Annotated in this window: 21 protein-coding genes; 11 read left to right on the plus strand and 10 right to left on the minus strand. The window is 67.1% G+C overall.

All coding sequences use genetic code 11. The features are described 5' to 3' along the window. The first annotated feature begins 105 nt into the window (after window positions 1-105). Window positions 106-627, plus strand: a complete 522-nt coding sequence (locus QNJ30_25745) for a hypothetical protein (GenBank protein ID MDJ0946867.1) — start codon at window positions 106-108, stop codon at window positions 625-627. Window positions 628-669: 42 nt separating this feature from the next. Here QNJ30_25745 and QNJ30_25750 read toward each other — a convergent pair whose 3' ends face one another. Beyond that, a complete protein-coding gene (locus QNJ30_25750; protein MDJ0946868.1) occupies window positions 670-1566 on the minus strand; it encodes a LysR family transcriptional regulator in 897 nt (298 codons plus the stop codon). 317 nt (window positions 1567-1883) lie between these two features. Here QNJ30_25750 and QNJ30_25755 point away from each other — a divergent pair, with 317 nt between their 5' ends. Both QNJ30_25755 and QNJ30_25760 read left to right on the plus strand, forming a co-directional pair. Next, on the plus strand, window positions 1884-2342 hold the full coding sequence (locus QNJ30_25755; GenBank protein ID MDJ0946869.1) for a (2Fe-2S)-binding protein: 459 nt from the start codon (window positions 1884-1886) through the stop codon (window positions 2340-2342). A gap of 4 nt (window positions 2343-2346) precedes the next feature. Further along, on the plus strand, window positions 2347-4530 hold the full coding sequence (locus QNJ30_25760) for a xanthine dehydrogenase family protein molybdopterin-binding subunit (GenBank protein ID MDJ0946870.1): 2184 nt from the start codon (window positions 2347-2349) through the stop codon (window positions 4528-4530). A gap of 86 nt (window positions 4531-4616) precedes the next feature. On the opposite strand, the gene QNJ30_25765 is transcribed toward QNJ30_25760, so the two are convergent. The 4 genes from QNJ30_25765 to QNJ30_25780 all read right to left on the minus strand — a co-directional run bounded on the left by QNJ30_25765 (window position 4617) and on the right by QNJ30_25780 (window position 8498). Further along, the gene (locus QNJ30_25765; protein MDJ0946871.1) at window positions 4617-5468 is read right to left on the minus strand and encodes a hypothetical protein; all 852 of its coding nucleotides are present in this window, start codon (window positions 5466-5468) and stop codon (window positions 4617-4619) included. A gap of 141 nt (window positions 5469-5609) precedes the next feature. Further along, window positions 5610-5969: a DUF1622 domain-containing protein gene (locus QNJ30_25770; GenBank protein MDJ0946872.1), complete on the minus strand. Its 360-nt coding sequence runs from the start codon at window positions 5967-5969 to the stop codon at window positions 5610-5612. A gap of 22 nt (window positions 5970-5991) precedes the next feature. Continuing rightward, window positions 5992-7251 carry a DUF2252 family protein gene (locus QNJ30_25775; GenBank protein MDJ0946873.1) on the minus strand — a complete coding sequence of 420 codons (1260 nt, stop codon included), beginning with the start codon at window positions 7249-7251 and terminating at the stop codon, window positions 5992-5994. 269 nt (window positions 7252-7520) lie between these two features. Then, entirely contained in the window at window positions 7521-8498 is a 978-nt protein-coding gene (locus tag QNJ30_25780; GenBank protein MDJ0946874.1) for a zinc transporter ZntB, read from the minus strand. A gap of 177 nt (window positions 8499-8675) precedes the next feature. Here QNJ30_25780 and QNJ30_25785 point away from each other — a divergent pair, with 177 nt between their 5' ends. From QNJ30_25785 to QNJ30_25795, 3 genes are all read left to right on the plus strand, one after another. Further along, entirely contained in the window at window positions 8676-9557 is an 882-nt protein-coding gene (locus QNJ30_25785) for a dienelactone hydrolase family protein (GenBank protein ID MDJ0946875.1), read from the plus strand. Between the two features lie 284 nt (window positions 9558-9841). Next, the gene (locus tag QNJ30_25790) at window positions 9842-10057 is read left to right on the plus strand and encodes a hypothetical protein (protein MDJ0946876.1); all 216 of its coding nucleotides are present in this window, start codon (window positions 9842-9844) and stop codon (window positions 10055-10057) included. Window positions 10058-10321: 264 nt separating this feature from the next. Next, window positions 10322-11185, plus strand: a complete 864-nt coding sequence (locus QNJ30_25795; GenBank protein MDJ0946877.1) for an isocitrate lyase/PEP mutase family protein — start codon at window positions 10322-10324, stop codon at window positions 11183-11185. A gap of 49 nt (window positions 11186-11234) precedes the next feature. On the opposite strand, the gene QNJ30_25800 is transcribed toward QNJ30_25795, so the two are convergent. The 4 genes from QNJ30_25800 to groES form a co-directional block, all read right to left on the minus strand. Continuing rightward, on the minus strand, window positions 11235-11918 hold the full coding sequence (locus tag QNJ30_25800) for an urea carboxylase-associated family protein (GenBank protein MDJ0946878.1): 684 nt from the start codon (window positions 11916-11918) through the stop codon (window positions 11235-11237). Window positions 11919-11927: 9 nt separating this feature from the next. After that, window positions 11928-12959, minus strand: a complete 1032-nt coding sequence (locus QNJ30_25805) for an SPASM domain-containing protein (protein ID MDJ0946879.1) — start codon at window positions 12957-12959, stop codon at window positions 11928-11930. Window positions 12960-13153: 194 nt separating this feature from the next. Further along, window positions 13154-14800 carry a chaperonin GroEL gene (gene groL / locus QNJ30_25810; GenBank protein MDJ0946880.1) on the minus strand — a complete coding sequence of 549 codons (1647 nt, stop codon included), beginning with the start codon at window positions 14798-14800 and terminating at the stop codon, window positions 13154-13156. 37 nt (window positions 14801-14837) lie between these two features. Further along, window positions 14838-15158 (minus strand): co-chaperone GroES, encoded by a 321-nt coding sequence (gene groES, locus QNJ30_25815; GenBank protein ID MDJ0946881.1) that lies wholly within the window; start codon window positions 15156-15158, stop codon window positions 14838-14840. A gap of 280 nt (window positions 15159-15438) precedes the next feature. Between groES and QNJ30_25820 the strand changes: the two genes are divergently transcribed. From QNJ30_25820 to QNJ30_25840, 5 genes are all read left to right on the plus strand, one after another. Then, entirely contained in the window at window positions 15439-15720 is a 282-nt protein-coding gene (locus QNJ30_25820; protein ID MDJ0946882.1) for an usg protein, read from the plus strand. A gap of 122 nt (window positions 15721-15842) precedes the next feature. Further along, window positions 15843-16913 (plus strand): COX15/CtaA family protein, encoded by a 1071-nt coding sequence (locus QNJ30_25825; GenBank protein ID MDJ0946883.1) that lies wholly within the window; start codon window positions 15843-15845, stop codon window positions 16911-16913. Between the two features lie 19 nt (window positions 16914-16932). Continuing rightward, window positions 16933-18039 carry a GTP-binding protein gene (locus tag QNJ30_25830; protein ID MDJ0946884.1) on the plus strand — a complete coding sequence of 369 codons (1107 nt, stop codon included), beginning with the start codon at window positions 16933-16935 and terminating at the stop codon, window positions 18037-18039. A 95-nt stretch (window positions 18040-18134) separates the two neighbouring features. Beyond that, window positions 18135-18563: a hypothetical protein gene (locus QNJ30_25835; protein MDJ0946885.1), complete on the plus strand. Its 429-nt coding sequence runs from the start codon at window positions 18135-18137 to the stop codon at window positions 18561-18563. A 271-nt stretch (window positions 18564-18834) separates the two neighbouring features. After that, window positions 18835-20919, plus strand: a complete 2085-nt coding sequence (locus tag QNJ30_25840; GenBank protein MDJ0946886.1) for an EAL domain-containing protein — start codon at window positions 18835-18837, stop codon at window positions 20917-20919. A 1301-nt stretch (window positions 20920-22220) separates the two neighbouring features. On the opposite strand, the gene QNJ30_25845 is transcribed toward QNJ30_25840, so the two are convergent. Beyond that, on the minus strand, window positions 22221-22483 hold a 263-nt coding region (locus QNJ30_25845), incomplete at its 5' end, for a hypothetical protein (protein ID MDJ0946887.1).

The following is a 22483-nucleotide window of genomic DNA, read 5'->3' on the forward strand; positions in this document are numbered from 1 at the left end:
CCGCGCGTTCAAAGCGTTTGTCCGGCGGACGTTTTCAGCGGGACGCTGTATCGTCCCTCCTGGGCTGCCGGTTACGGCAGCACGCCTGAGGAGGGGAGCGAGGCCATGGGCAAACCCGCAGACGTCGAAGCGGCTCGAGCCGTCATCCGGCGAGACTGGCGCTACTACACCGGCCTGACTTTCCTCGGCCTTGCGATGGTCATGCCGCTCTTCGGGATCCTGGTCCTTCCGCTCGACCTGTCGATCGAGCTCAAGGCCTTCATCCTGGGCGCCCTGTCCATTGGCGGCCCGGAGGTGGCCCTGGTGATCGCCGCCGCCTTTCTCGGCAAGGACACGCTCGCGGTCTTCACGAGCAGGTTTTTTGCCTTCCTTCGGAAGCTCTTGCCGACCAAGCCGACCTCACAGCTCCGCTACTACACCTGCATCACGGTGATGATGGCGGTCTACCTGGGCTGGTACGTCTACGGCTACTTCGGGGACTTCCTTCCCCAAGAGCTCACCGGCCAGTCCGCCCTGGTCGTCGGCGACCTGGCCTTCGTCACCGCCTTCCTGGCCGCCGGCCCCGAGTTCTGGGAGAAGATCGGCCGGATCTTCCGCTGGGAAGGGCGCCTTCAACAGGAGGGCTGAGCGCAGGCCTGGCGGACTAGGCCCGTCCGGCCAGCCCCCGCGTCACCGCGCCGCCGCCGCGAGACCCCGGACGGCCTCCAGGAAGGGCGCCAGGGCGGGTGCTTCGTTGTCGTTGCGCCAGACGCAGTCCAGCACCAGCTTCAGCTCCAGGTCTTCGATCTCCAGCAGGTCGATGTTGTGCGGCCGCCGCCAGCGCACTGCCGAGTTGACGAAGGCGATGCCCAGGCCGCTGGCGACGATGGCGAGGATCCCGGCCCCCGTCGCCGCCTCCTGGACCACCCTCGGCTGGAAGCCGCGCCGGGCGCAGGCCCGGGCCAGCCGGTCGTGATAGACCGGGCTGGCCGCGCGCGGGAAGGACACGAAGGCCTCGCCCGCCAGGTCCCGCAAGGCCACCTTGCCGGCCCCCGCGAGGCCGTGGTCGGCCGGCACGGCCAGGACGACCTCATCCTCGGCCACGGCGAGGGCCCGGGTCGCCGGGTCGTCCTGCGGCCGGTTATAGAGGAAGCCGACGTCCAGCCGGCCGCCTTGGATCGCCGCCAGCTGGTCCAGCGAGCTCAAGGGAAAGAGCCGCAGCAGGACACCCGGCCGGGTGCCGCGCAGCGCCCGCAGCGCCTCCGGCACCACACCGGCCCAGGAGACCGTGTCCACCGCGCCGATGTCCAGCTGGCCGACCTCGCCGGCACCGACCCGCCGCGCCGAGGTACTGGCGCGCTCGACCTCGGCGAGCACCTGCCGCGTGCCCTCCAGGAACCGCCGGCCGGCCGGGTTCAGGCGGATGCCGCGGCCGGCGCGCTCGAAAAGCCGGACCCCGAGCTCACGCTCCAGGTCGGCGACCGCCCGGGACAGCGAGGGCTGCGAGACGTTGAGCCGCCGCGCGGCGAGGCCGACGTGCTCCTCCTCGGCCGCGGCGAGGAAGTAGCGAAAATGCCTGAGCTCCATGATCCATACATTCTATCTATTGATTTATTCGAAAGATATACTGGATGTATTGATTGGCCGCGCCAAGATGATGGTCGGGAGACGATCCCGCCCTTTCGAGGGGCGCAGCCCGCGACCCCGGCTCGACGGGCACAGCCCGCAGCCCCGGCGTGTGACTCGTCAACGACACGCGACGCTTCGCCTTGTATCCGGTGCGTCCGGGCTTACTTCTTAAGGTCAGGGAGCCTGCGGATCGCCGGGTGCGGTCGAAAGGATCGGGAAACGTACTGAAATTTCAACGCGACTGCTAGCCAGCAGGACATGCTGAGGAGAGGTCTATGGTTCGATTCGTCCTCAACGGGGAAACCCGGGAGGTCCAGGCCGAGCCGGATACGCCCTTGCTGTGGGTGATCCGCGAGGAGCTGGGGCTGACCGGCACGAAGTTCGGTTGCGGCATGGCGCTCTGCGGCGCCTGCACGGTGCATCTCGACGGCAGTCCGATCCGGTCCTGCTCGACCGCGGTCGGTGACGTCGAAGGCAGCGAAATCACGACCATCGAAGGCGTCGGGAGCAAGGCGGCGCAAGCGGTCCAGGCCGCCTGGGAGGCCCTGGACGTGGTCCAGTGCGGCTACTGCCAGTCCGGCCAGATCATGTCGGCCGTCGCCCTGCTCGAGGAGAACCCCAAGCCCAGCGACGAGGACATCGACGCGGCGATGAGCGGCAATGTCTGCCGCTGCGCCACCTATGTCCGGATCCGCGCCGCCATCCACCGGGCGGCCGAGACGATGGAGGGCTGAGACCATGCTGCACAAGATCACCCAGGCGGCCCGGCCCTCGCGCCGCCGGTTCCTCCAGACCGGCGCCCTGGCCGGCGCCGGCCTGGTCATCGGGCTGCACCTGCCGCTGCGCGCCGCCAAGTCGGCGGCGGCCGGCGGCGACTTCGCCCCCAACGCCTTCGTCCGCATCGCAAAGGACGACAGCGTCACGATCCTGGCCAAGCACATCGAGTTCGGCCAGGGCAGCCACACCGGGCTCGCGACCATCCTGGCCGAGGAGCTCGACGCCGCCTGGGAGCAGGTCCGCGTCGAGGCGGCCCCGGCCAACGCCGAGGTCTACAACAACCTGCACTGGGGCCCCTTCCAGGGCACCGGCGGCAGCTCTAGTATCGCCAACTCCTACGAGCAGCTGCGCCGGGCCGGCGCCATGGCCCGCGCCCTGCTGGTCGAGGCGGCGGCGCAGACCTGGGGCGTGCCGGACACCGAGATCACGGTCGAGAAGGGCCGGGTCCACCACGCCGGCAGCGGCAAGAGCAGCAGCTTCGGCGCCTTGGCCGAAAAGGCGGCGAGTCTGCCGACCCCGGCCGAGGTCGTGCTGAAGGACCCCAAAGACTTCAGCCTGATCGGCACCCGGGTGCCGCGGCTCGACTCCCGCGCCAAGACCCGCGGCGAGGCCGTCTTCACGATGGACCTGAAGCTGCCCGGCATGCTCACCGCGCTGATCGCCCGGCCGCCGCGCTTCGGCGGCAAGGCCAAGACCGTGAAGTCGGAGGCGGCCAAGGCGGTCAAGGGCGTGACCGACGTGGTCGAGACGCCGCGCGGCGTGGCCGTGGTGGCCGAGGGCTTCTGGGCCGCCAAGAAGGGCCGCGACGCCCTGGAGATCGACTGGGACGACAGCCAGGCCGAGACCCGCGGCAGCGCCGAGATCATGGCCCAGTACAAGGAGCTGGCCAAGCAGCCGGGCAACCCGGCCCTGACCGCCGGCGACAGCGAGGCCGCCCTGGCCGCCGCGGACAAGGTACTGGAGGCGGCCTTCGAGTACCCCTTCCTCGCCCATGCGCCGATGGAACCGCTCGATTGCGTGGTCGACCTCAAGTCCGACTCCTGCGAGATCTGGACCGGCTCCCAGCTGCAGACCGGCGACCACATGGCGGCCGCGGCCATCACCGGCCTGCCGCCCGAGAAGGTCCAGGTCCACACCCTGCTGGCCGGCGGCAGCTTCGGCCGCCGGGCGACGCCGGACTCCGACATGGTCAGCGAGGCGGTCATGGTCGCCAAGGCGATCGGCGGCCGGGCGCCGGTCAAGGTGATCTGGACCCGCGAGGACGACATCCAGGGCGGCCGCTACCGGCCGATGTACTACCACACCATCCGCGCCGGCCTGAACGCCGAGGGCAGGCTGGTCGGCTGGCAGCACCGCATCGTCGGGCAGTCGATCGTCCAGGGCACGCCCTTCGAAGGTGCCTTGGTCAAGAACGGCATCGACCAGACCTCGGTCGAGGGCGCCAGCAACCTGCCCTATGCCATCCCCAACGTCCTGGTCGACCTGCACACCACCGACGTCAAGGTGCCGGTCTTGTGGTGGCGCGCGGTCGGCTCGACCCACACCGCCTACACGGTCGAGACCTTCCTCGACGAGCTGGCCGAGGCCGCCGGCAAGGACCCGGTCGAATTCCGGCTGGAGATGCTGAAGGACCATCCGCGCCACGCCGCGGTGCTCAAGCTCGCCGCAGAGAAGGCCGGCTGGGGCAAGTCCATGCCCAAGGGCAAGGGCATCGGCATCTCGGTGCACGAGTCCTTCCACTCCTTCGTCGCCCAGGCCGCGGAGGTCTCGGTCGACGGCGACGGTGCGATCACAGTCGACAAGGTGGTCTGCGCGGTCGACTGCGGCCGGCCGGTCAATCCGGACGTGATCGTGGCGCAGATGGAGGGCGGCATCGGCTACGGCCTGGGGGCGATCCTGCACGACGCCATCACCCTGGACGGCGGCCGGGTCGAGCAGTCGAACTTCCACGACTACCTGCCGCTCCGGATCGAGGAGATGCCCGAGGTCGAGGTCCACATCGTCGACTCGGCGGAAGCCCCGACCGGGGTCGGCGAGCCGGGCACGCCGCCGATCGGGCCGGCGGTGGCCAACGCGGTTTACAACGCCACGGGCCGGCGCCTGCGCAGCCTGCCCTTCGCCCGCCACGACCTGACCAGCACCTGAGGCCGGTCGGGGGCTCAAAATCCAGGGGGCGCGGCCCGCGGCGGCCGCGCCCCCTTTTCCTTTTCCACACGGCAGATCGCGCTGCCTCAGTCGGTCAGCCGGTCGACGCGCCGTCCCGCGCGCGCTTTGTGAATCGGCAGGACCCGTCCGTAGAGCTGGCGGGTCCGCTCCGGGCTGCCGACCATCCCCGGCTCCTCCACGAAGGAGAAGATCGCGACGAAGCGCTTGCGCGGTCCCACGACCGCCTTGACCCGGTGCAGGGAATAGCGGCCCTTGAAAATCTGCAGGTCGCCCGCGCCGAGGCGCAGGGTCTTCGGGCGCCGGCTCACGCCGTCCAGGACTTCCCGGACGCCGGGGTAGTTCTCGTCGCTCGGCGTGCGCAGGTTCGCGCAGTACTCGAACTCGCCGCCCTCGACGCCGTTCTGGATCGCCAGGGTCACGGTGTAGTTGTTGGTGTCGAAGTGCCAGGGGAAACCCTCGCCCGCCTCGACCACGTTGATGATCACGTCCGCCAGCGGGTCGGCATAGCGGTGGAACCGGGTCTCGCCGAGCGCTGCCTGAACAAAGGCCGGAAAGGGCGGCCACTCGTAGATGGCGCGCAGGATGCTGTCGGCGCCGAAGTTGTCGGCCGGGACGAAGGCGTTGGAGCGGTCGTAGAAGCGGCGCAGGGGATGGCTCTCGGGAAGGTCGGGCCGGTCTTTCGTGAAATAGGCATTGGTGCGGCAGAAGGACCGGTGGCCCTTGCAGGCGACGGCTTCGGCCTCACGCGCGAGATCCCCGACCCGATCCCCGGGTATGAAGCCGCGCAGGACCGCGCAGCCGTCCTCCGCCAGCTCCGCACGAACCCCGGAGACCAGGCGGCGATATCCGCCCGTGTCAGGGTCGCCGATCGGATAGCGGTCGAGATCGATGTAGCTCGCAGCGTCCACGGGAGCCATGCGCCCCCTCCCGCCGTGGTTTCGAACCTGCACCCTGGCCCCGCAGCCCGACCGCGTCTATCCAATCACCGACGCCGCCGACGCCCCAAGGCTCGGCAGCCGGCGAGAAGCAAGGCTGCCCGTCCGGCGGGTTTCGGGCCTCTACCCGCTTTCCTCCGTCGCCGCCTTTTGCCATGGAAGGCGCCCCTCGATCTCCACGACGAGGGTGAAGCTCAGGAAGGCGCGGATCACGACGATGAGGGCGAGGACGGCGACACTCGAGAGCGTGTGCGACACGACCACCGTGCGAATGACATCGCCGGCGATCAGGAATTCCAGGCCCAGGATGATCGAACGGCCCACGACATGGCGGTAATCCTGATAGTTGGCCTCGGTCGACTCGCTCCGCCACCGCCGCAGGAAGTTGAAGGTGGCGATCAGAGACCCGACGACGATGATGACCACGCCGAAGCCCTCGACCCCATAGGTCACGATCGTGATCAGGTTCTTGAAGTCTTCCATGGCCGGTCGCTCCCCCGTTGGGCTAGTCCGCCGTCGCGGCAGGAGCCGTCGCCTTGGCCCGGCCCGGTGCGGCGGCCCGGTCGCGGACCCTTTTCCAGGCTGCGATGGTCCAGCGCGTCATAGCGGCGATGGAGGCCCGGATGTCGGCCTCGAGATTCGAAACCTCCTCGAGCAGCGCGCGCCGCAACGCCGCCTCGTAGGGATCGGCGATGCTCTTGGGATGGCCACGGCCCAATTGGATCCCGACGTCGCGGGCGACGTCGAAGAGATCCTGCAGGGTCTCGAAGGACCCGGGGACCGAAAGCTCGGTATAGTTGTCGTCCCAGGCGAAGACCAAGAACTTCTGCCGTCGCTTAAAGCCCAGCTTCGGATGCATGGTGACGGAGCCGACGTAGCGGGGTGCTTCGAAGGCCAGGCGCGCCTGGGCGATCGCGATCCTGCCGACCTCCACCCTTGGTCTTTGGACGCAGTCTATGTCCTTGAGGTCGCGGACCGCCTTGGCCTCGATGAGCAGGTCGTCGTCCGGATCCTTCGTCGCGCCCTCGGCCCGCATCAGGTACTTCTCGCTGAGCGCGCTGCCGATGCCAAGCTTGAAGGTGCCGAGGTCCTTGATCTCGAAGAAGCCCGGCGGCAGGTCGGGATGTTCCGCTCTCATCTCCGTGACGTACTGCTGCATTGCCTGTTCGAAATCCCGCCTCGAGGTCTCGATCGGACGCAGCATCGCCTGGGCCTTCGCCAGCATCGCCCGACGCCCGTTCGGGAATTCGGCCCGGATCCGGGCCGCCAGCGCCGGCTCGGGGGGAACAGCATCACCGCTTCGCAGGCCGCTACGGTAGCCTTCCAGAAAGGCGGCGACGAGGCCGTCAGCTCGGTCGCCCGCGCCCATGGCCCGGCTGGCAAGACGGAGCGAGACGCCGAAGCGCACCAGGTCGAGCACGAAGGGCCCCGCCGTCGCGTCGTCGAAGTCCGCCAGTCCGCGCTGCCGGTCGGTGACGCTGTAGTTCTCGAGATGCGCGTCGCCGTGCAGGTTGACTTGGGCCAGGACGTAGAGGTCGGCCGCGAAGCGGCGGCAGACCGCCTGCGCGAAGCGCTGGCCGATGAAGCGGAAGTAGCCGTGGGCGCTGGAGAGAATGCGCTCCAGCAACTCGGGGTTCTGGGAAAAATCATAGTCGCTCAGCGAAATGACCAGCGACTTGGAGAGGGCCTCAGCAGCGGCGGTATCACCGATCTCTTGCGAAGACGCACCCTCTTCGGCCAGGGCCGTGCCGTGCCGCAGGCTCAAGGCACCTGCCAGGACCAGCAGGAAAAGGAGGACAAACGAGCGCCAAGCCGACGGACGTAAGGCCAACGGCCCAGGAAAAAGGGGTGAATGGCGCTGGTTCGCCAGTTCGAGTCTCCCTCGCGTGCCTCCGGTCCGCCGCAGGTCCTTCACTCCGATCAGTCGGAGCACAATCGCCGGATGCAGAAATAGTTAACGCGATCAAGCTCGCCGAAGTCCAGAGCAAAGCAGACGAGGCATCCCTGCGCAGGCGTCCTCAGTTCGGGCTTCGGTCAGATCCACTTGAAACGGCGGAACAGCCAGAGCTCCAGCAGGCCGAGCCCCAGCACCGAGGCGCAAAGCGCGGCGAAGGCCCAGGGCGTCTCGGCGCCCGGGATGCCGCCCAGGTTGACGCCGAGCAGGCCGGTGACGAAGCCCAGCGGCAAAAAGAGCCCCGCGATGACCGAGAGCGCAAACATGTTCCGGTTCAGCTCCTCTGAAAGCCGGTTCATGAGCTCGTCCTGAACGACGGCCGCGCGTTCCCGCCCGGAATCCAGGCTTTCGACGTGGCGGGTTATGTCGTCGGCCACCTCCCGCAGCCGGGTCAGGTGGCGGTTCTTGAAGAGGCCTGGCTTGGCCCCGGTCAGCTGCGCGAGCGCGTCGCGCTGCGGGGCGATGTAGCGCCTCAGGATGATGCCTTCGCGGCGCAGGGCGTTCAGCTGGCCGCGCAGCTCCCCGCGATGGCTGGACAGCACTTCGTCCTCGAGGTCGTCGAGACGGTCTTCCAGGTCCGAGATGACCCCGCCCAGGCGCTCGACCATGCCCCGCGCCAGGGCGGAGACGAGCTCGCCGGGCGTCTTCGGGCCGGCTCCCGCCTCGACCGCGCGTTGCAGGTCCTCGACCGCGAGCAGGTTACGCAACCTGACGCTGACCAAGCGCCGTGCCTGAGCCCAGATCCTTATGGAGACCATGTCCTCGGGATTGGCGCTGGGATCCTGGTTCACGCCGCGGAGGATCAGCAGAAAGCCCTCCTCGGTCGCCGTGAAGCGCGGCCTCGTCTCCTCGTCGAGCAGCGCGTCGGAGACGATCAGCGGATCGATGCCGCTCTCCTCGGCGAGCCAGTCGCGCGCCCGCGGCGCCGAACGGTCCAGGTGAATCCAGAGCCAGCCTTCGTCCTCGTCGGCGAGGCTCAGCTCCTCCCAGCCGATCGATTGCGCCTTGCCTTCGCCGTCGATTCGATAGGCGAAGACGAGTCCGTCTTGCTCTGCCATGTCTCTTCCGCCCCGCTAGGTGGTTCAACGCCTTCAAGGGGAAGTCTAGCCGGGATTGGCCCCTCTGCGGTCCCCTGTCGCGAAGGGTGCCCCGCCTTGCCTCGGGAACAAAGGCTCTTCCCATCTTCGCTCAAGCGGCCGAATATTAGAGTGCCATCGGCCGGGGAGTGCACAGTGATGAGCAAGGTTCCGATCGACCGGAGAGTTCTGGATCTCTACGACGACTACTGTCACGGACGGATCGAACGGCGCGAGTTCTTCGCCCGTGCGGGGGCCTTGACCATCGGGGGCGTATCCGCGCTGGCCATGGCCGAGAGTCTGCTGCCGCGCTACGCCGAGGCGCAGACCATCTCCTTCACCGACTCCCGCATCAAGGCCCGCTACGTGGAATATCCCTCGCCGGGCGGCACCTCTGGGCAAATGCGCGGCTACCTGGTGCGACCGAGCGGCGACGGACCTTTCCCCGCCGTGCTGGTAATCCACGAGAACCGCGGCTTGAACCCCTACATCGAGGACGTGGCACGCCGCGCCGCCGTCGAAGGCTTCCTGGCCCTGGCCCCGGACGGCCTTTCGCCGATCGGCGGCTATCCCGGCAACGACGATGACGGCCGGGCCATGCAGAAGACCCTGGATCAGGCCAAGCTACGCCAGGACATGGTCAACAGCGCCGGCTACGTGAAGGTCCACCCGCTGTCGAACGGAAAGCTGGGTGTGACCGGATTCTGCTGGGGCGGCGCGACGACCAATTTCTTGGCGGTCACCCTGGGCGACGAGCTTGACGCGGCCGTGCCGTTCTATGGCAGGGCGCCGGCGCCGGAGGACGTGCCGAAAATCCGCGCGCCCCTGTTGATCCACTACGCAGAGAACGACCCGCGCGTCAATGCGACGCGGCCCGACTTCGAAGCCGCGCTCAAGGCTGGAAACGCCAACTATCAAATGTACAGCTACCCCGGCACGAACCACGGGTTCCACAACAACTCGACGGCGCGCTATGACGAAGCGGCCGCGAACCTGGCCTGGGAACGGACCATGGCATTCTTCAAGGAACACCTCGGCTAGCGCCGCGGCGCCTCGATCCGCCTCAGCGCACCTCGAAGTGGATCTCGACGGGGCTGCAGGCCACGCCGTTGATCGCGATGATTCCCCGGGGGCGGGCCGAGATGACGAAGTGGCAGTCCGTCTCGGCGCGCGGCAGGACGTGGTCGCCGGGCTTGACGACCGGGGGGCAGCCAGCCGATCGAGAGGTCGCGGCCGGGGTCCTCGTGATCTCCGCCGCTCCCGGTGAACTGCCGGCGGATAGGGGCGAGGCTTCGATAGATCGAAGGGAGGGAAGACCGATGAAAATGGCCCCTTCAGCGCTGCTGGGCTTCTACGAGCTGATCCGTCCAGGCTCGGTCATTGCCTCGCATGCCAACGAGCTGGCGACGCAGGACGGCGGGGCGATCGCCGGAACCAAAACCGAGACCTTCATGGAGGCCACCGAGGTGCCGGTCCATCTGCCGCTCAGCGGACGAACGATGGATTTCGATGCGGAAGGGAACTGCGTCGCCGGCTGTTGAGCTTCCTTCCTCCGGCGCGAAGACCCGAGGCGGGCCCCTCGCAGGACAAGCCGCATCCGTCCCCTAGAGCGGGATGATTTGAAGTTAACTGGACTTCAAATCTGAATCCCGCTCTATTTCAACAGTTTAGAGCACGATTCAGATATGAGGTTGGTTCAACCTCATATCATCGTGCTCTAGGGATTCGCTTTCAGCGGTCCAAGGGACGGGTTGAGCCGTCCTGTCCGATTGCAGAGTAGAGCGACATACGAAGAGGAAACGATCATGCCATGCTTCATGAAGCGCCGGGAGAAGTTCAGGGCGATACTGGAGGGAAGCGACTGTGTTCGCCCCGCCTCGGTTCATGATCCGATCTCGGCGCGCATTGCCGAAGACCTCGGCTTCGATCTTGGCATGTTTGCCGGCTCGGTCGCCTCGCTGACGGTCCTCGGGGCGCCGGATTTGATCCTGCTTACACTGTCGGAGTTTGCCGACCAGGCCTACCGGATATCGCGCGCGTCCGAGCTGCCGGTCCTCGCAGATGCCGATCACGGCTACGGCAATGCGCTCAACGTCATGCGCACGGTCGAGGAGCTCGAGACCGCCGGCGTGGCCGGGCTGTCGATCGAGGATACGGAACTGCCGCAAACTTATGGCAGCGGCGGCAAGCCCGCCCTCGTCTCCGTCGAGGAGGGCGCCGCCAAGGTCAGCGCCGCGCTCGGCGCGCGCAGCGATCCCGGGCTGGTCATCGCCGGGCGGACCAGCGCGGCCGCTTTCGCGGGTATCGACGAGGCGATTCTCCGCGCAAAGGCCTACGAGGCCGCCGGCGCAGACGCCATCTTTCTCGTCGGCGTCAGGACGCGCGGGGATCTCGAAGCCGCCGCCGCGCAGATCAAGCTGCCGCTGATCCTCGGCGGTGCCGGTCCGGATCTCGATGATGCCGCTTACCTGGCCGGACGGAACGTCCGGGTCTGCCTTCAGGGCCACCAGCCCTTCGCCGCTGCTGTCCAGGCAGTCTACGCGACCATGAAGGCGCTCAAGGACGGTACGCCGCCGAAGGAGCTTCCCAACCTCGCGTCCTCGGACCTGATGGCAGCGGCCTCCCGAGACGGCGACTATCGGGACTGGATCAAGCGCTATCTCGCTTGAAGACACGACGGCGACCCTGGGTCGGCGCGCGCGAAGCGGAGGCCCTTCTTCAGCTCACCTCGAAATGGAGCTCGACGGGGCGGCAGGCCTCGCCGTTGATCGGGACGATGTCCTGGGGACAGGCCGACATGACGAGGTAGCAGTCCATCTCGGCGCGCAGGAGCACGTGGTCGCCGGGCCTGGCGACCGGCGGCAGCCAGCCGATAGAGAGGTCGGCGGCGATCGGGATGTTCATCCAGAGGTTCAGTGGCGAGGGCACCTCGCCGACCCGGGCGCCGACCGCCTTCATCGCCATGCGCAGGTTGTCGGCGCAGTTGTCGTGGTAGCCCTCGACCCCCAGGGTCCGGAAGCGGTAGAGGTCGCAGGCGGCGATGAAGGTGTCGTGGACCCCAGGCGAGGTGTCCTCGAGGAAGGTCAGGATCGGCCGGCGCCGGTTGGTCACCAGGGCATCGCCCGGCCGCGGGGTCATGCGGTCGAGCCAGGCCCGGGCGTGCTCCATCGAGAGGAACTCGTTCAGCGCCGCGGCGTTGAAGGCCCAGGTGTCGCAGACCTGGGTGCCGTGGGTGTTGACGATCTTGATCTCCTGGCCGGCATCCAGCCGCACCGCCCGGCCGCAGCGCGCCGGGACCTCGTAGCGCAGGCCGTGCTTGGCCCGGCCGTCGGCCGAGATCGGCGAGGTCAGGGTGGCGTTGACGCCGTCCTCGTCGCCGTTGTCGGGGGCTCGTTCGCTCATCAGGGCCGCCTAGATCGCGTGGCGCTTGTTGCGGATCATCTGGCCGCACTTGCGCTGGCAGATTGGGTTGCTGCCGTCCAGCCAGACCTGGGCGAGATGGCTGACGAAGGGCTCGTCGGCGAGGATCTCGGCCAGCGGCCGGTGGCGGATGTTGAAGGCGCTGCGCCGCATCCCGGCCAGGTCGAGGGTCTGCAGCTCCTCGTTGGAGCCCGCGGTCCAGCAGCAGGCCGAGACGTAGCCCTCGCAGTTGATGTAGGCCCGGTTCTGCACCGCCGACTTGCAGACGATGCCCTCGCGGGCGGCGGAGTCTACCGGCATTGGGGCCGGCGCCTCGGATGCTGCGGCGGGTTCGGCGGACCGGGCCTTGAAATGGGCGCCGTCCCGGGTCGCGGGCTCGAGGCTCCGGTACTCGCCGCTCGGCATCTGGTAGTCGAAGCGCGCGCGGTCGCCGAAGCGGATGGTGTCGATCAGCACGAACTTCCTGAAGCCCATCTCCCGGGCCAGGGCCTGGGCCTCGGGCACCTGGTGCTCGTTGTGCCGGAACAGGATGTAGTGCCATTCGGCCCGCGCGCCGGTCGCGATGTAGGCGGCCGCGTTGGCCATGATCTTGTCGAAGCTGGTGTTGATCCGATAGAGCGGGTTGGTGTCGGCGAGGCCGTCGACGTGGAACTCGACGTGGGAGCCGCTCCGGCCGAAGTACTCGCCCAGCAAAGTCCACCACTTCGTCGTGCGCAGGCTGGCGTTGGTCGAGATCGAGACCCGCACGCCCCGCGCGGTCAGGTGATCGCAGATCTCCAGGCATTCCGGCGCCGCCAGGGGATCGCCCAGGCCGCCGCAGAGGTCGACCTCCTCGACCCGCCGGCAAAAGTCGTCGGTGAAATGGGTCTGGAAGTCGGCCAGGGTCAGCTCGATGTTCTGCACCTTCATGAGGTTCGGCTTGCAGCGGTCGAGCTCCCGGGTCCGCGAGCACATGGGACAGGCGGCGTTGCACTTGTCGGTGAGCTCGATGTGGAAGCTGTAGGGCCGGTCTTGGGTGAACATCGCTGGTCTCGGCCTTCCTGCTGCGCGCCGCCAAGCCTGACGCCGCTCCTGAAGATAGCTGAGCGCCAAGGGGTTAGCACCCCGACGCCCGCCTGTCGATCTCTGGCTCCCTTGATGTGGGCCCGGCGCGGGCAAGAAAAAGGGCCGCGCGGTGTCGCGCGGCCCTCGAAGGCTGTGGTCGTGAGCGACTCGGCTTAGAAGCCCATGTCGCCCATGCCGCCCATGCCGCCGGCACCGGCGGGCATGGCGGGCTCTTTCTTCTCGGGCTTCTCGGCGACCATGGCCTCGGTGGTGATCAGGACGCCGGCGACGGAGGCCGCATCCTGGAGCGCGGTGCGCACCACCTTGGTCGGGTCGATGATGCCCGACTTGACCAGGTCGACGTACTCGCCGGTCTGGGCGTTGAAGCCGAAGGAAGCCTCCTTCTTCTCCATGATCTTGCCCACGACGATCGAGCCGTCGGCGCCGGCGTTGACGGCGATCTGCCGGGCCGGGACCTGCAGGGCGCGGCGCACGATGTCGACGCCGACCCGCTGGTCGTCATTGGCCGGCTTGACCTTGTCGAGGCCCTTGAGCGCGCGCAGCAGGGCCACGCCGCCGCCCGGGACGATGCCCTCTTCGACGGCTGCGCGGGTCGCGTTCATGGCGTCCTCGACCCGGTCCTTCCGCTCCTTCACCTCGACCTCGGTGGCGCCGCCGACACGGATCACCGCAACACCGCCGGCCAGCTTGGCGAGGCGCTCCTGCAGCTTCTCCTTGTCGTAGTCGGAGGAGGTCTCCTCGACCTGCTGGCGGATCTGCGCGCAGCGGCCCTCGATCTCCTTCTTCTTGCCGGCGCCGTCGATCACCGTGGTCTCTTCCTTGGTGATGACGATCCGCTTGGCGGTGCCCAGCATGTCGAGGGTGACGTTCTCGAGCTTGATGCCGAGGTCCTCGGAGATCACCTGGCCGCCGGTCAGGATCGCCATGTCCTCGAGCATCGCCTTGCGGCGGTCGCCGAAGCCCGGCGCCTTGACGGCCGCGACCTTGAGGCCGCCGCGCAGCTTGTTGACCACCAGAGTCGCCAGGGCCTCGCCCTCGACGTCCTCGGCGATGATCAGCAGCGGCTTGCCGGACTGCACGACGGTCTCGAGGACCGGCAGCATGGCCTGCAGGCCGGAGAGCTTCTTCTCGTGCAGGAGGATGAAGGGATCTTCCAGCTCGCAGATCATCTTGTCCGGGTTGGTGATGAAGTAGGGCGAGAGGTAGCCGCGGTCGAACTGCATGCCCTCGACGACGTCGAGCTCGGTCTCCAGGCTCTTGGCCTCCTCGACCGTGATCACGCCCTCGTTGCCGACCTTCTGCATCGCCTCGGAGATCATGGTGCCGATCTCGACCTCGCCGTTGGCGGAAATGGTGCCGACCTGGGAGATCTCCTCGTTGGTCTTGACCTTCTTGGACAGGCTCGCCAGCTCGCTCACGACGCTGGTAACCGCCAGCTCGACGCCGCGGCGCAGGTCCATCGGGTTCATGCCCGCGGCCACCGCCTTGGAGCCCTCGCGCACGATGGCCTGGGCCAGGACCGTGGCGGTGGTGGTGCCGTCACCGGCGATGTCGTTGGTCTTGGACGCGACCTCGCGCAGCATCTGAGCGCCCATGTTCTCGAACTTGTCGGAGAGCTCGATCTCCTTGGCGACGGTCACGCCGTCCTTTGTGGTGCGCGGCGCGCCGAAGGACTTGTCGAGCACCACGTTGCGGCCCTTGGGGCCGAGCGTGACCTTGACCGCGTCCGCCAGGATATCGACGCCCTGCAGCATCCGCGAGCGCGCGTCTTGCGCGAACTTGACTTCTTTCGCAGCCATTTCGTCTGTGACTCCTTATGCCTACGCTGTTCTGCCCTCAGGCAGCTTTCTTCTTCGACTTGGAGCCGCTGGGCTCGATGATGCCCATGATGTCGGACTCCTTCATGATCAGGTAATCCTGACCATCGATCTTGACCTCGGTGCCGGACCACTTGCCGAAGAGCACCCGGTCGCCGGCCTTGACGTCCAGGGCCAGGATCTTGCCGTCTTCGGTCCGGGTGCCGGAGCCGACGGCGACGATCTCGCCTTCCATCGGCTTCTCCTGTGCCGTCTCCGGGATGATGATGCCGCCGGAGGTCTTCTCCTCCTGATCAACGCGCCTGACCATGACGCGGTCGTGCAACGGTCGGAAACCCATGTTCGTTCCTCCGAAACCTAAGCTTTTGATTTCTTTAAGATGCGAGGCGATAGCTCAAGCTCTGCTAGCACTCCCCGCCCTTGAGTGCCAGAGACTTAATCACTCCCCCTTCGAGAGTCAAGGCACGCCCGACGGTTAATCTCGCGGCCCTGGCAGCAGTCTCGGCCATTGGCTGCTAAGTCATTGATAATTAACATTTATCTTGAAGACTCCTGGGCTTTGCAACTAGCCTTGTAGGGTGCCGATGCGGGGGGCATCGGCCGAAGCCCGGAGGAGCGAGATGAACCAGCAAGATGGCCGCTGCGACCTCAGGAAGCAGCTCACGGGCTACCGGCTGACGACGGCGGAGATCCTCTATCGGCTGCCGGACCATCCCGCCCTGCTGCAGAGCTTCATCTGGCAGGACTACGATCTGGCGCCGAAGTTCCCGGTGCTGCGCCGTTTCCTCGACTTCTGGGAGGAGAACCTGGACGGCAAGCTGCATTCGGTCCAGGTCGCCAGCACCGCCCTGGTGACGCCGGGCGAGCTGTCCCACAAGGATCACAGCTTCAGCCTCCACTAGAGGCCCGACCGGCCGCTGCGGCCAAGAAGGTCTTGGACTCGGGGGCGCCGGAGCCTAGGTATTGAGCGAAGGCGCGTGGCTGTTGGGCCGCGCCGATCCCTGCCAGCAAGCGTCCCGGTGCCATGACGGCTCATTCCATCCCCGCCATCGACGTGGAACAGATGCACAGCGACCGCTGGGTCGCGCGCTGGCTGTTCCTCTGCGCCGCCATGGTCTTCGCCATGGCGGTGATCGGCGCGATCACGCGGCTGACCGAATCCGGGCTCTCGATCATGGAGTGGGCGCCCTTCACCGGGGCGCTGCCGCCCTTGGACGCGGCGGAATGGCAGCGGCTCTTTGCCCTCTATCAGCAGATCCCCGAGTTCCAGCAGGTCAACCCGGGAATGACCCTCGCCGAGTTCAAGGAGATCTTCTGGTGGGAGTACGTCCATCGGCTCTGGGGCCGGCTGATCGGGGTGGTCTTCGCCCTGCCCTTCCTCTGGTTCCTGCTGCGCGGCAAGCTGGCCAAGGGCCTCCTGCCGCACCTGCTGGCGCTGCTCGCCCTCGGCGGCCTTCAGGGCGGGCTGGGCTGGTTCATGGTCGCCAGCGGCTTCTCCGAGCGCACCGACGTCAGCCAGTACCGCCTGGTGATGCACCTGGGCATGGCGGTGATCATCTACATCTACCTGGTCCGCGTCGCCCTCGGCCTGCGCCACCCGCGCCGCGAGCCCAGCCCCGACCGCCGGGCGATCATCCTCAGGCGCGGGGTCCTGACCCTGATCGCCCTGGTCCTGCTGACCATGCTGTCCGGCGGCTTCGTCGCCGGGCTCAACGCCGGCATGATCTACAACACCTTCCCGTTGATGGACGGCCGCCTGGTCCCGGACAGCTATGGCGAGCTCTCGCCCTGGATCCTGAACCTGACCGAAAACCTGGCCGCCGTGCAGTTCAACCACCGGGTCCTTGCGGTCACCACGGCGTTGCTGGCCCTGGCCCTGTGGTTCTGGGGCCGGCACCTGCACCTGGCGCCCAAGGTCCGCGGCCTGCTGATGATCCTCGCCGCCTTCGCCCTGGTCCAGGTCGGCCTGGGCATCTGGGCCCTGCTCGCGGTGGTCCCGGTCTCGCTCGGCGCCCTGCACCAGGCCGGCGCCCTGGTCTTCCTCACCCTCGCCCTGCTGACCCTCTTCCACCTGCGCCCGGCGCGGGGTCTCTAGACACGGCGAGGCGCCCCGCATGACCCAGGACGACCGCCCTTCCGACGATCTCGCAATCCCGGAGGCGCCGCTGTCGGTCGCGGTGATCACCGGCTTCCTGGGCAGCGGCAAGACCACCTTGCTGCGCCACCTGCTGCGGCACCCGGCGATGGGTGAGACCGCTGTCATCGTCAACGAGTTCGGCGAGATCGGACTCGACCACGTCCTGATGGAGAGCGCCAAGGAAGACCTGGTGCTGATGGACAGCGGCTGCCTCTGCTGCACCATCCGCGGCGATCTCGTGAACACCATCCGCGACCTCTACAAGCGCCGCGTGCAGCGCGAGGTGCCGGCCTTCGAGCGGCTGGTGATCGAGACCACCGGCCTGGCCGACCCGGCGCCGATCCTGCACACCCTGATGTCGGACCCCCTGGTCGTGGAGCGCTTCCGCCTGGACTCCGTGATCACCACGGTCGACGGCCTGGCCGGCGCGGCGAGCCTCGAGCGCCACGAGGAATCCCGGCGCCAGGCGGCGGTCGCCGACCGCCTGCTGATCACCAAGACCGATCTCGCCGAGGCCGAGGCCCTGGACGACCTGGAGGCCAGCCTGGTAGCCCTGAACCCGGCCGCCAGCCGGCAGCGCATCGTCCAGGGCGCGGTCGAGCCGGACGCGCTCTTCAACGCCGGGCTCTACGACCCGCGGAGCAAGAGCGCCGACGTCCGGCGCTGGCTCAAGGCCGAGGCCTACGGCGGCGGTCACGAGCACGAGCATCACGACCACGCCGGGCCGCACCACGACGTGAACCGCCACGACGCGAGCATCCGGGCTTTCTGCCTGACCCACGACCGACCCCTCGACTGGGACCGCTTCTGCTCCTGGATCGACATGATGGTCAGCCTCTACGGCCGCGACATCCTGCGCATCAAGGGCCTGCTGAACGTCGCCGGCCAGGACCGTCCGGTGGTGATCCACGGGGTCCAGCACGTCTTCCACCCGCCGGTCGAGCTGGAGGCCTGGCCCGACCGGGATCGCCGCTCCCAGCTGGTCTTCATCGTCAAGGACCTCTCCCCGAAGCTCTTCGAAGACACCCTGGCCGCTTTCAACGCCCCGGACACGCCCGTCCCAGACACTCCCTCGTCCCGTTAACTTTGTTTTTTAACAAGGCGTTAACTCGCAAGTCCTATCCTGACGCGCACGGGAGAGTCCAAACGATCACAGCGTGAGTGGAGAGGTAGGAAACCATGTCCCGGAACCTTTTTGTCGGCTGCCTGGTGCTCGTCGGCACGGTGGCAGCCGGAGTCACAGTCCTCAATATGTCGGGCGAGGGCGAGCTCGCGACCCAGGCCGCGAAGCCGGCCGCGATCAACGCCCAGAAGGCGACCGTCGTGGAACCGGAAGACGGCGAGACTGGTCCTCTGGAGAAGGCCGGCCGGGTCGCCGACGACCTGATCGAGAAAGCCGGCCTGAACACGGGCGACGTCGAGGAGATCACCGAGAAGGCCAAGGAGCTCGGCGAAAAGGCCGCCGAGAAGGCCGAGGTCGTGGTCGAGAAGGTCAAGGAGACGGCGACCCGCGCCATCGTCAAGGCCGAAGAGCTGGCCGACGACGGCAAGGACGCCGCCATCGACGCGGCCGAAGGCCTAGGCGACAAGATCAACACCGGCAAGTGACCCGGCGCGGCCGGCAAGCGGCCGCCGCGCCAAGCAGGCTCTTCGCCCCTCGGCCGGATCGCCAAGCGCGACTTCGGCCGAGGGGTGCACGCCTTGAACCCGCGGGCCGGGCGGCGGCAGATCGCGTTTCGGCGCGCCGTACTTACGAGTTCCTTCACATTTTTCAGTAATATGGCGCAAAGCGACCGGAAAACGACGGCTGGCGCCGAAACCCCTGCCGGGGTTGCGTCGAAGGGCTTCCGGTCTCCCACGGATTGACCGATCGACGCCGATGCCAGGCAGCAAGCACTCTTTGGACCGCAGCAAGCGAAGGGAGCTCGGCCTGTCCGTCCTGATCGGCGCGGCCATTGCCGGCGCCCTGCTGGTCCTCGACGTCTTCGGCCTCTGGCACGGTCCGGAGCACGACCTGACCGAGATCGTCATTGACGAGATCCTGATCTTCACCCTCGGACTGCTCGGCTCGGCCCTCTGGTTCGCCTGCCGCCGCCTCGAATCGACCGCGGCGCTGCTCCGGGAGCTGGCGGAGTCCAAGGCCGAGCTCGAGGTCCGCGTGCTCGAGCTCGACGACCTGCAGCGGCGCCTGGAGGAAGAGGCCGGCAATGCGATCGATATGGCCGAGGAGCTGCACGAGGCCAGGACCCAGCTGGCCGACGCCGTGGAGAGCATCTCCGAGGGCTTCGCGCTCTGGGACCGCGACGACCGCCTGGTCATGTACAACGCCCGCTACCGGAACATCTATCCCGGCCTCTGCGACGTCCTGCAGCCGGGGGTGACCTTCGAAGCCTTCGCCCGGGCGGGCCTGGAGCGCGGCATCTGGCCCCTCAAGCAGGACGTCGATCTCGAAGAGAGCGTCCAGGATCGCCTGGAGCGGCACCGCAGCTCGGTCAGCGCATTCGAGCAGCAGCTCTGCGACGGCCGCTGGGTCCGGGTCAGCAAGCGCCGGACCAAGAGCGGGCGCATCGTCAGCATCCTGACCGACATCTCCGAGCGCAAGGAGAGCGAGGCCACCATCGAGCGGCTGGCCATGGAGGACGCGCTCACCGGCCTGCCGAACCGGACCCAGTTCCACAACCGGCTGAGCGACGCCATCGAGCAATCGGAGCGCAACGGCCGCCTGGTCGGCGTCATGCTCCTGGACCTCGATCATTTCAAGAAGGTCAACGATACCCTGGGCCATCCGGCCGGCGACGAGCTGCTGCGCCAGGTCTCGGAGCGGATCCGGGACTGCCTGCGGAGCACCGACACCGTGGCCCGCCTCGGCGGCGACGAGTTCGCGGTGATCGTCACCAATACTCAGGAGCCGGTCGCAATCACCTCGATCGCCGAGCGGATCGTCGAGTCCCTGGCCCGCAGCTTCGACCTCGACGGCCAGGAGGTCCACACCGGCACCAGCGTCGGGATCACGATCTACCCGCACGACCGGGGCCAGTCGGACCAGCTCCTGCGCAACGCCGACATGGCGCTCTATCGTGCCAAGGAGGAAGGCCGCGGCACCTACCAGCTCTACGACAACCAGATGCAGGAGGAGGTCCAGGCGCGGCGCCTGCTGGAATCGGACCTGCGCCGCGCCCTGGAGCGCGAGGAGCTGCGGATCGTCTACCAGCCCCAGTTCGACTGCACGACCGGCGAGCTGGTCGGTGCCGAGGCCCTGCTCCGCTGGCGCCACCCGGAGCGCGGCGAGATCTCGCCCGCCGAGTTCATCCCGATCGCCGAGTCGACCCGCCTGATCATCCCGATCAGCGAGTGGGTCCTGGCCAAGGTCTGCCGGCAGAACAAGGCCTGGCAGCAAAGCGGCAGGGTGCGGACCTGCATCTCGGTCAACATCTCGCCCCTGCACTTCAAGCAGAACAACCTGGCCGAGCGCATCCAGGCGGTCCTGATCAAGGCCGGGCTCGAGCCGCGGTGGCTGGAGCTGGAGATCACCGAGGGCGTCGCCATGAGCGAGGGCAGCGAGGCGAAGCGCACCCTAAACGAGCTCAAGGCGCTGGGCATCAAGCTGGCGATCGACGACTTCGGGACCGGCTATTCCTCGCTCAACCGGCTGAAGCAGTTCCCCGTCGACCGCCTCAAGATCGACCAGTCCTTCGTCCGCGACATCACCACGGACTGGGACGACGCGGCGATCAACTCGGCGGTGATCCAGATCGGCCACAGCCTGAACATCAAGGTCATCGCGGAGGGCGTGGAGACCAAGGAGCAGTTCGAGTTCCTGGTCGACCAGGGCTGCAACGAGGCCCAGGGCTATCTCTTTAGCCCGCCGCTCGACGCCGAGGACTTCCTGGCCTTCGTCGACGGCCACGACCCGGCGCAGATCACCGGCCTCTCCGACAAGCAGACCTTCTCGAACACCGGCTGAACGCCGGGCGCCCCGGTTCCGGCTCCGTCGCGGCTGCGCAAAGGCCGGAGCGGGTGAGGAGAACCGAACGCCCGACACGAAGCTTGGGCCGCTCTAGCGCACTTCCCGATCAGACGCATTCGCGTCTGGCCGGGAGTAGTGCGCTAACACGTTGAAACGAGGGCATTACATCCGGCCAGATGGATCGCAAAGCGATTCCATCTGATCGGATAATGCCCTGGCTGAGCGCACCGCGTTGCTGTGTGGTTGCCGATCAATGGCAAGCCAGGCACGGCCTCCGAGCGAAAGGCAAAGTCGGACTTGTCGCAATCGCCTATCGGCAGCTTGAAGTTCGCTTCCGCCGCCTTTCGGCCCTGGGCGAGACCGAGTCCGCTTTCGGGCTCTAATGCGCCGTCACGGCAGCGGCTCTGCCAAGACCGCGAATAGCCGGGAGACGACCTACGATGCGCTGACTAAACTCTTGGTGGGCTAATACTCGCTGAACTTCTTCGCTCCTCGTAGGTGGTCCTTACCGTCGGTCCAGCGGAGTGGATCCCACCCGGTGCGGTCCTTCCACTCGGTGCTCGTGAATTTCGGAGCGTCGGCTGGGATGTCGTAGTAATTGCCTGCCTCCTCGGTCCATATGTGTACCGCGATCTTCACCGCCTCGCCGCTATCGAGGGAGCCTGCCGCGACACCGGTCGGGTAGTCATCGCCATGGTCAAAAAACAGTGTCGATCCACATATTCGGCAAAACCCTCGGCGGATCTGTTTGGTGCCCTCGTACCACGTCAATCCGTCGTCTCTCGTGATCGAGAGATGCTTGGGATGGGCAGCCGTGGCCGCAACGTAGTGACCACTTGCGCGCCGACACTGTTCGCAGTGGCAGGCAATGACATCGCGAATTGGCCCATGGATTTCATATTGAACAGCTCCACACATACATCTACCCGTGTACACCCGAGAGTCTCCCGAAAGCTCCATGACACCGAGCGATTGGGGCAAGAACTGAGGGCGCTCGTCAAGACTGCCGGAGATCAGCGAATTCTACCCGGCGTGAGCACTCGCGAGATATCCGCGTTGGGCGAAATTCTCCGTCACCCGCTGCCGTCACACACGTCAGGAATCAGGGGCAAAGCGGCCATCTAGCGCACTTCCCGATCAGACGCGTTCGCGTCTGGCCGGGAGTAGTGCGCTATCGCTCTGAAGTTAGGGCATTATATCCGGCCAGATGGATCGCGAAGCGATTCCATCTGATCGGATAATGCCCTAGCGCTCTGATGTCCGAAGCCGGAGGTGAACCGGACCTTCGGCGGGCAGGTTCAGGATGGCAAGGTATAGCCAGGAGCTAGCGTCTCGTAGCCAGCGAACGTTTGATTTCGGTCGAGCGGAAGCAGCTCCCGAATTTGTTGGATGACCGCTGTGTTGCCGAGAGGTGTGAAGCTGAAAGGGGACATGTCGAACGACATGCGCGAGCGTTGCCACCGCTTATACCAAGGAGCGTTGATAATGACCCATTTGATGGCGCGCGGCGGCCCGCCGGGCAGGCGCGGCCCGCGGCGCGATGCCATCGCATCGGGCAAGG

The organism is Kiloniellales bacterium (assembly GCA_030066685.1).
Classification (GTDB): Bacteria; Pseudomonadota; Alphaproteobacteria; order Kiloniellales; family JAKSBE01; genus JAKSBE01.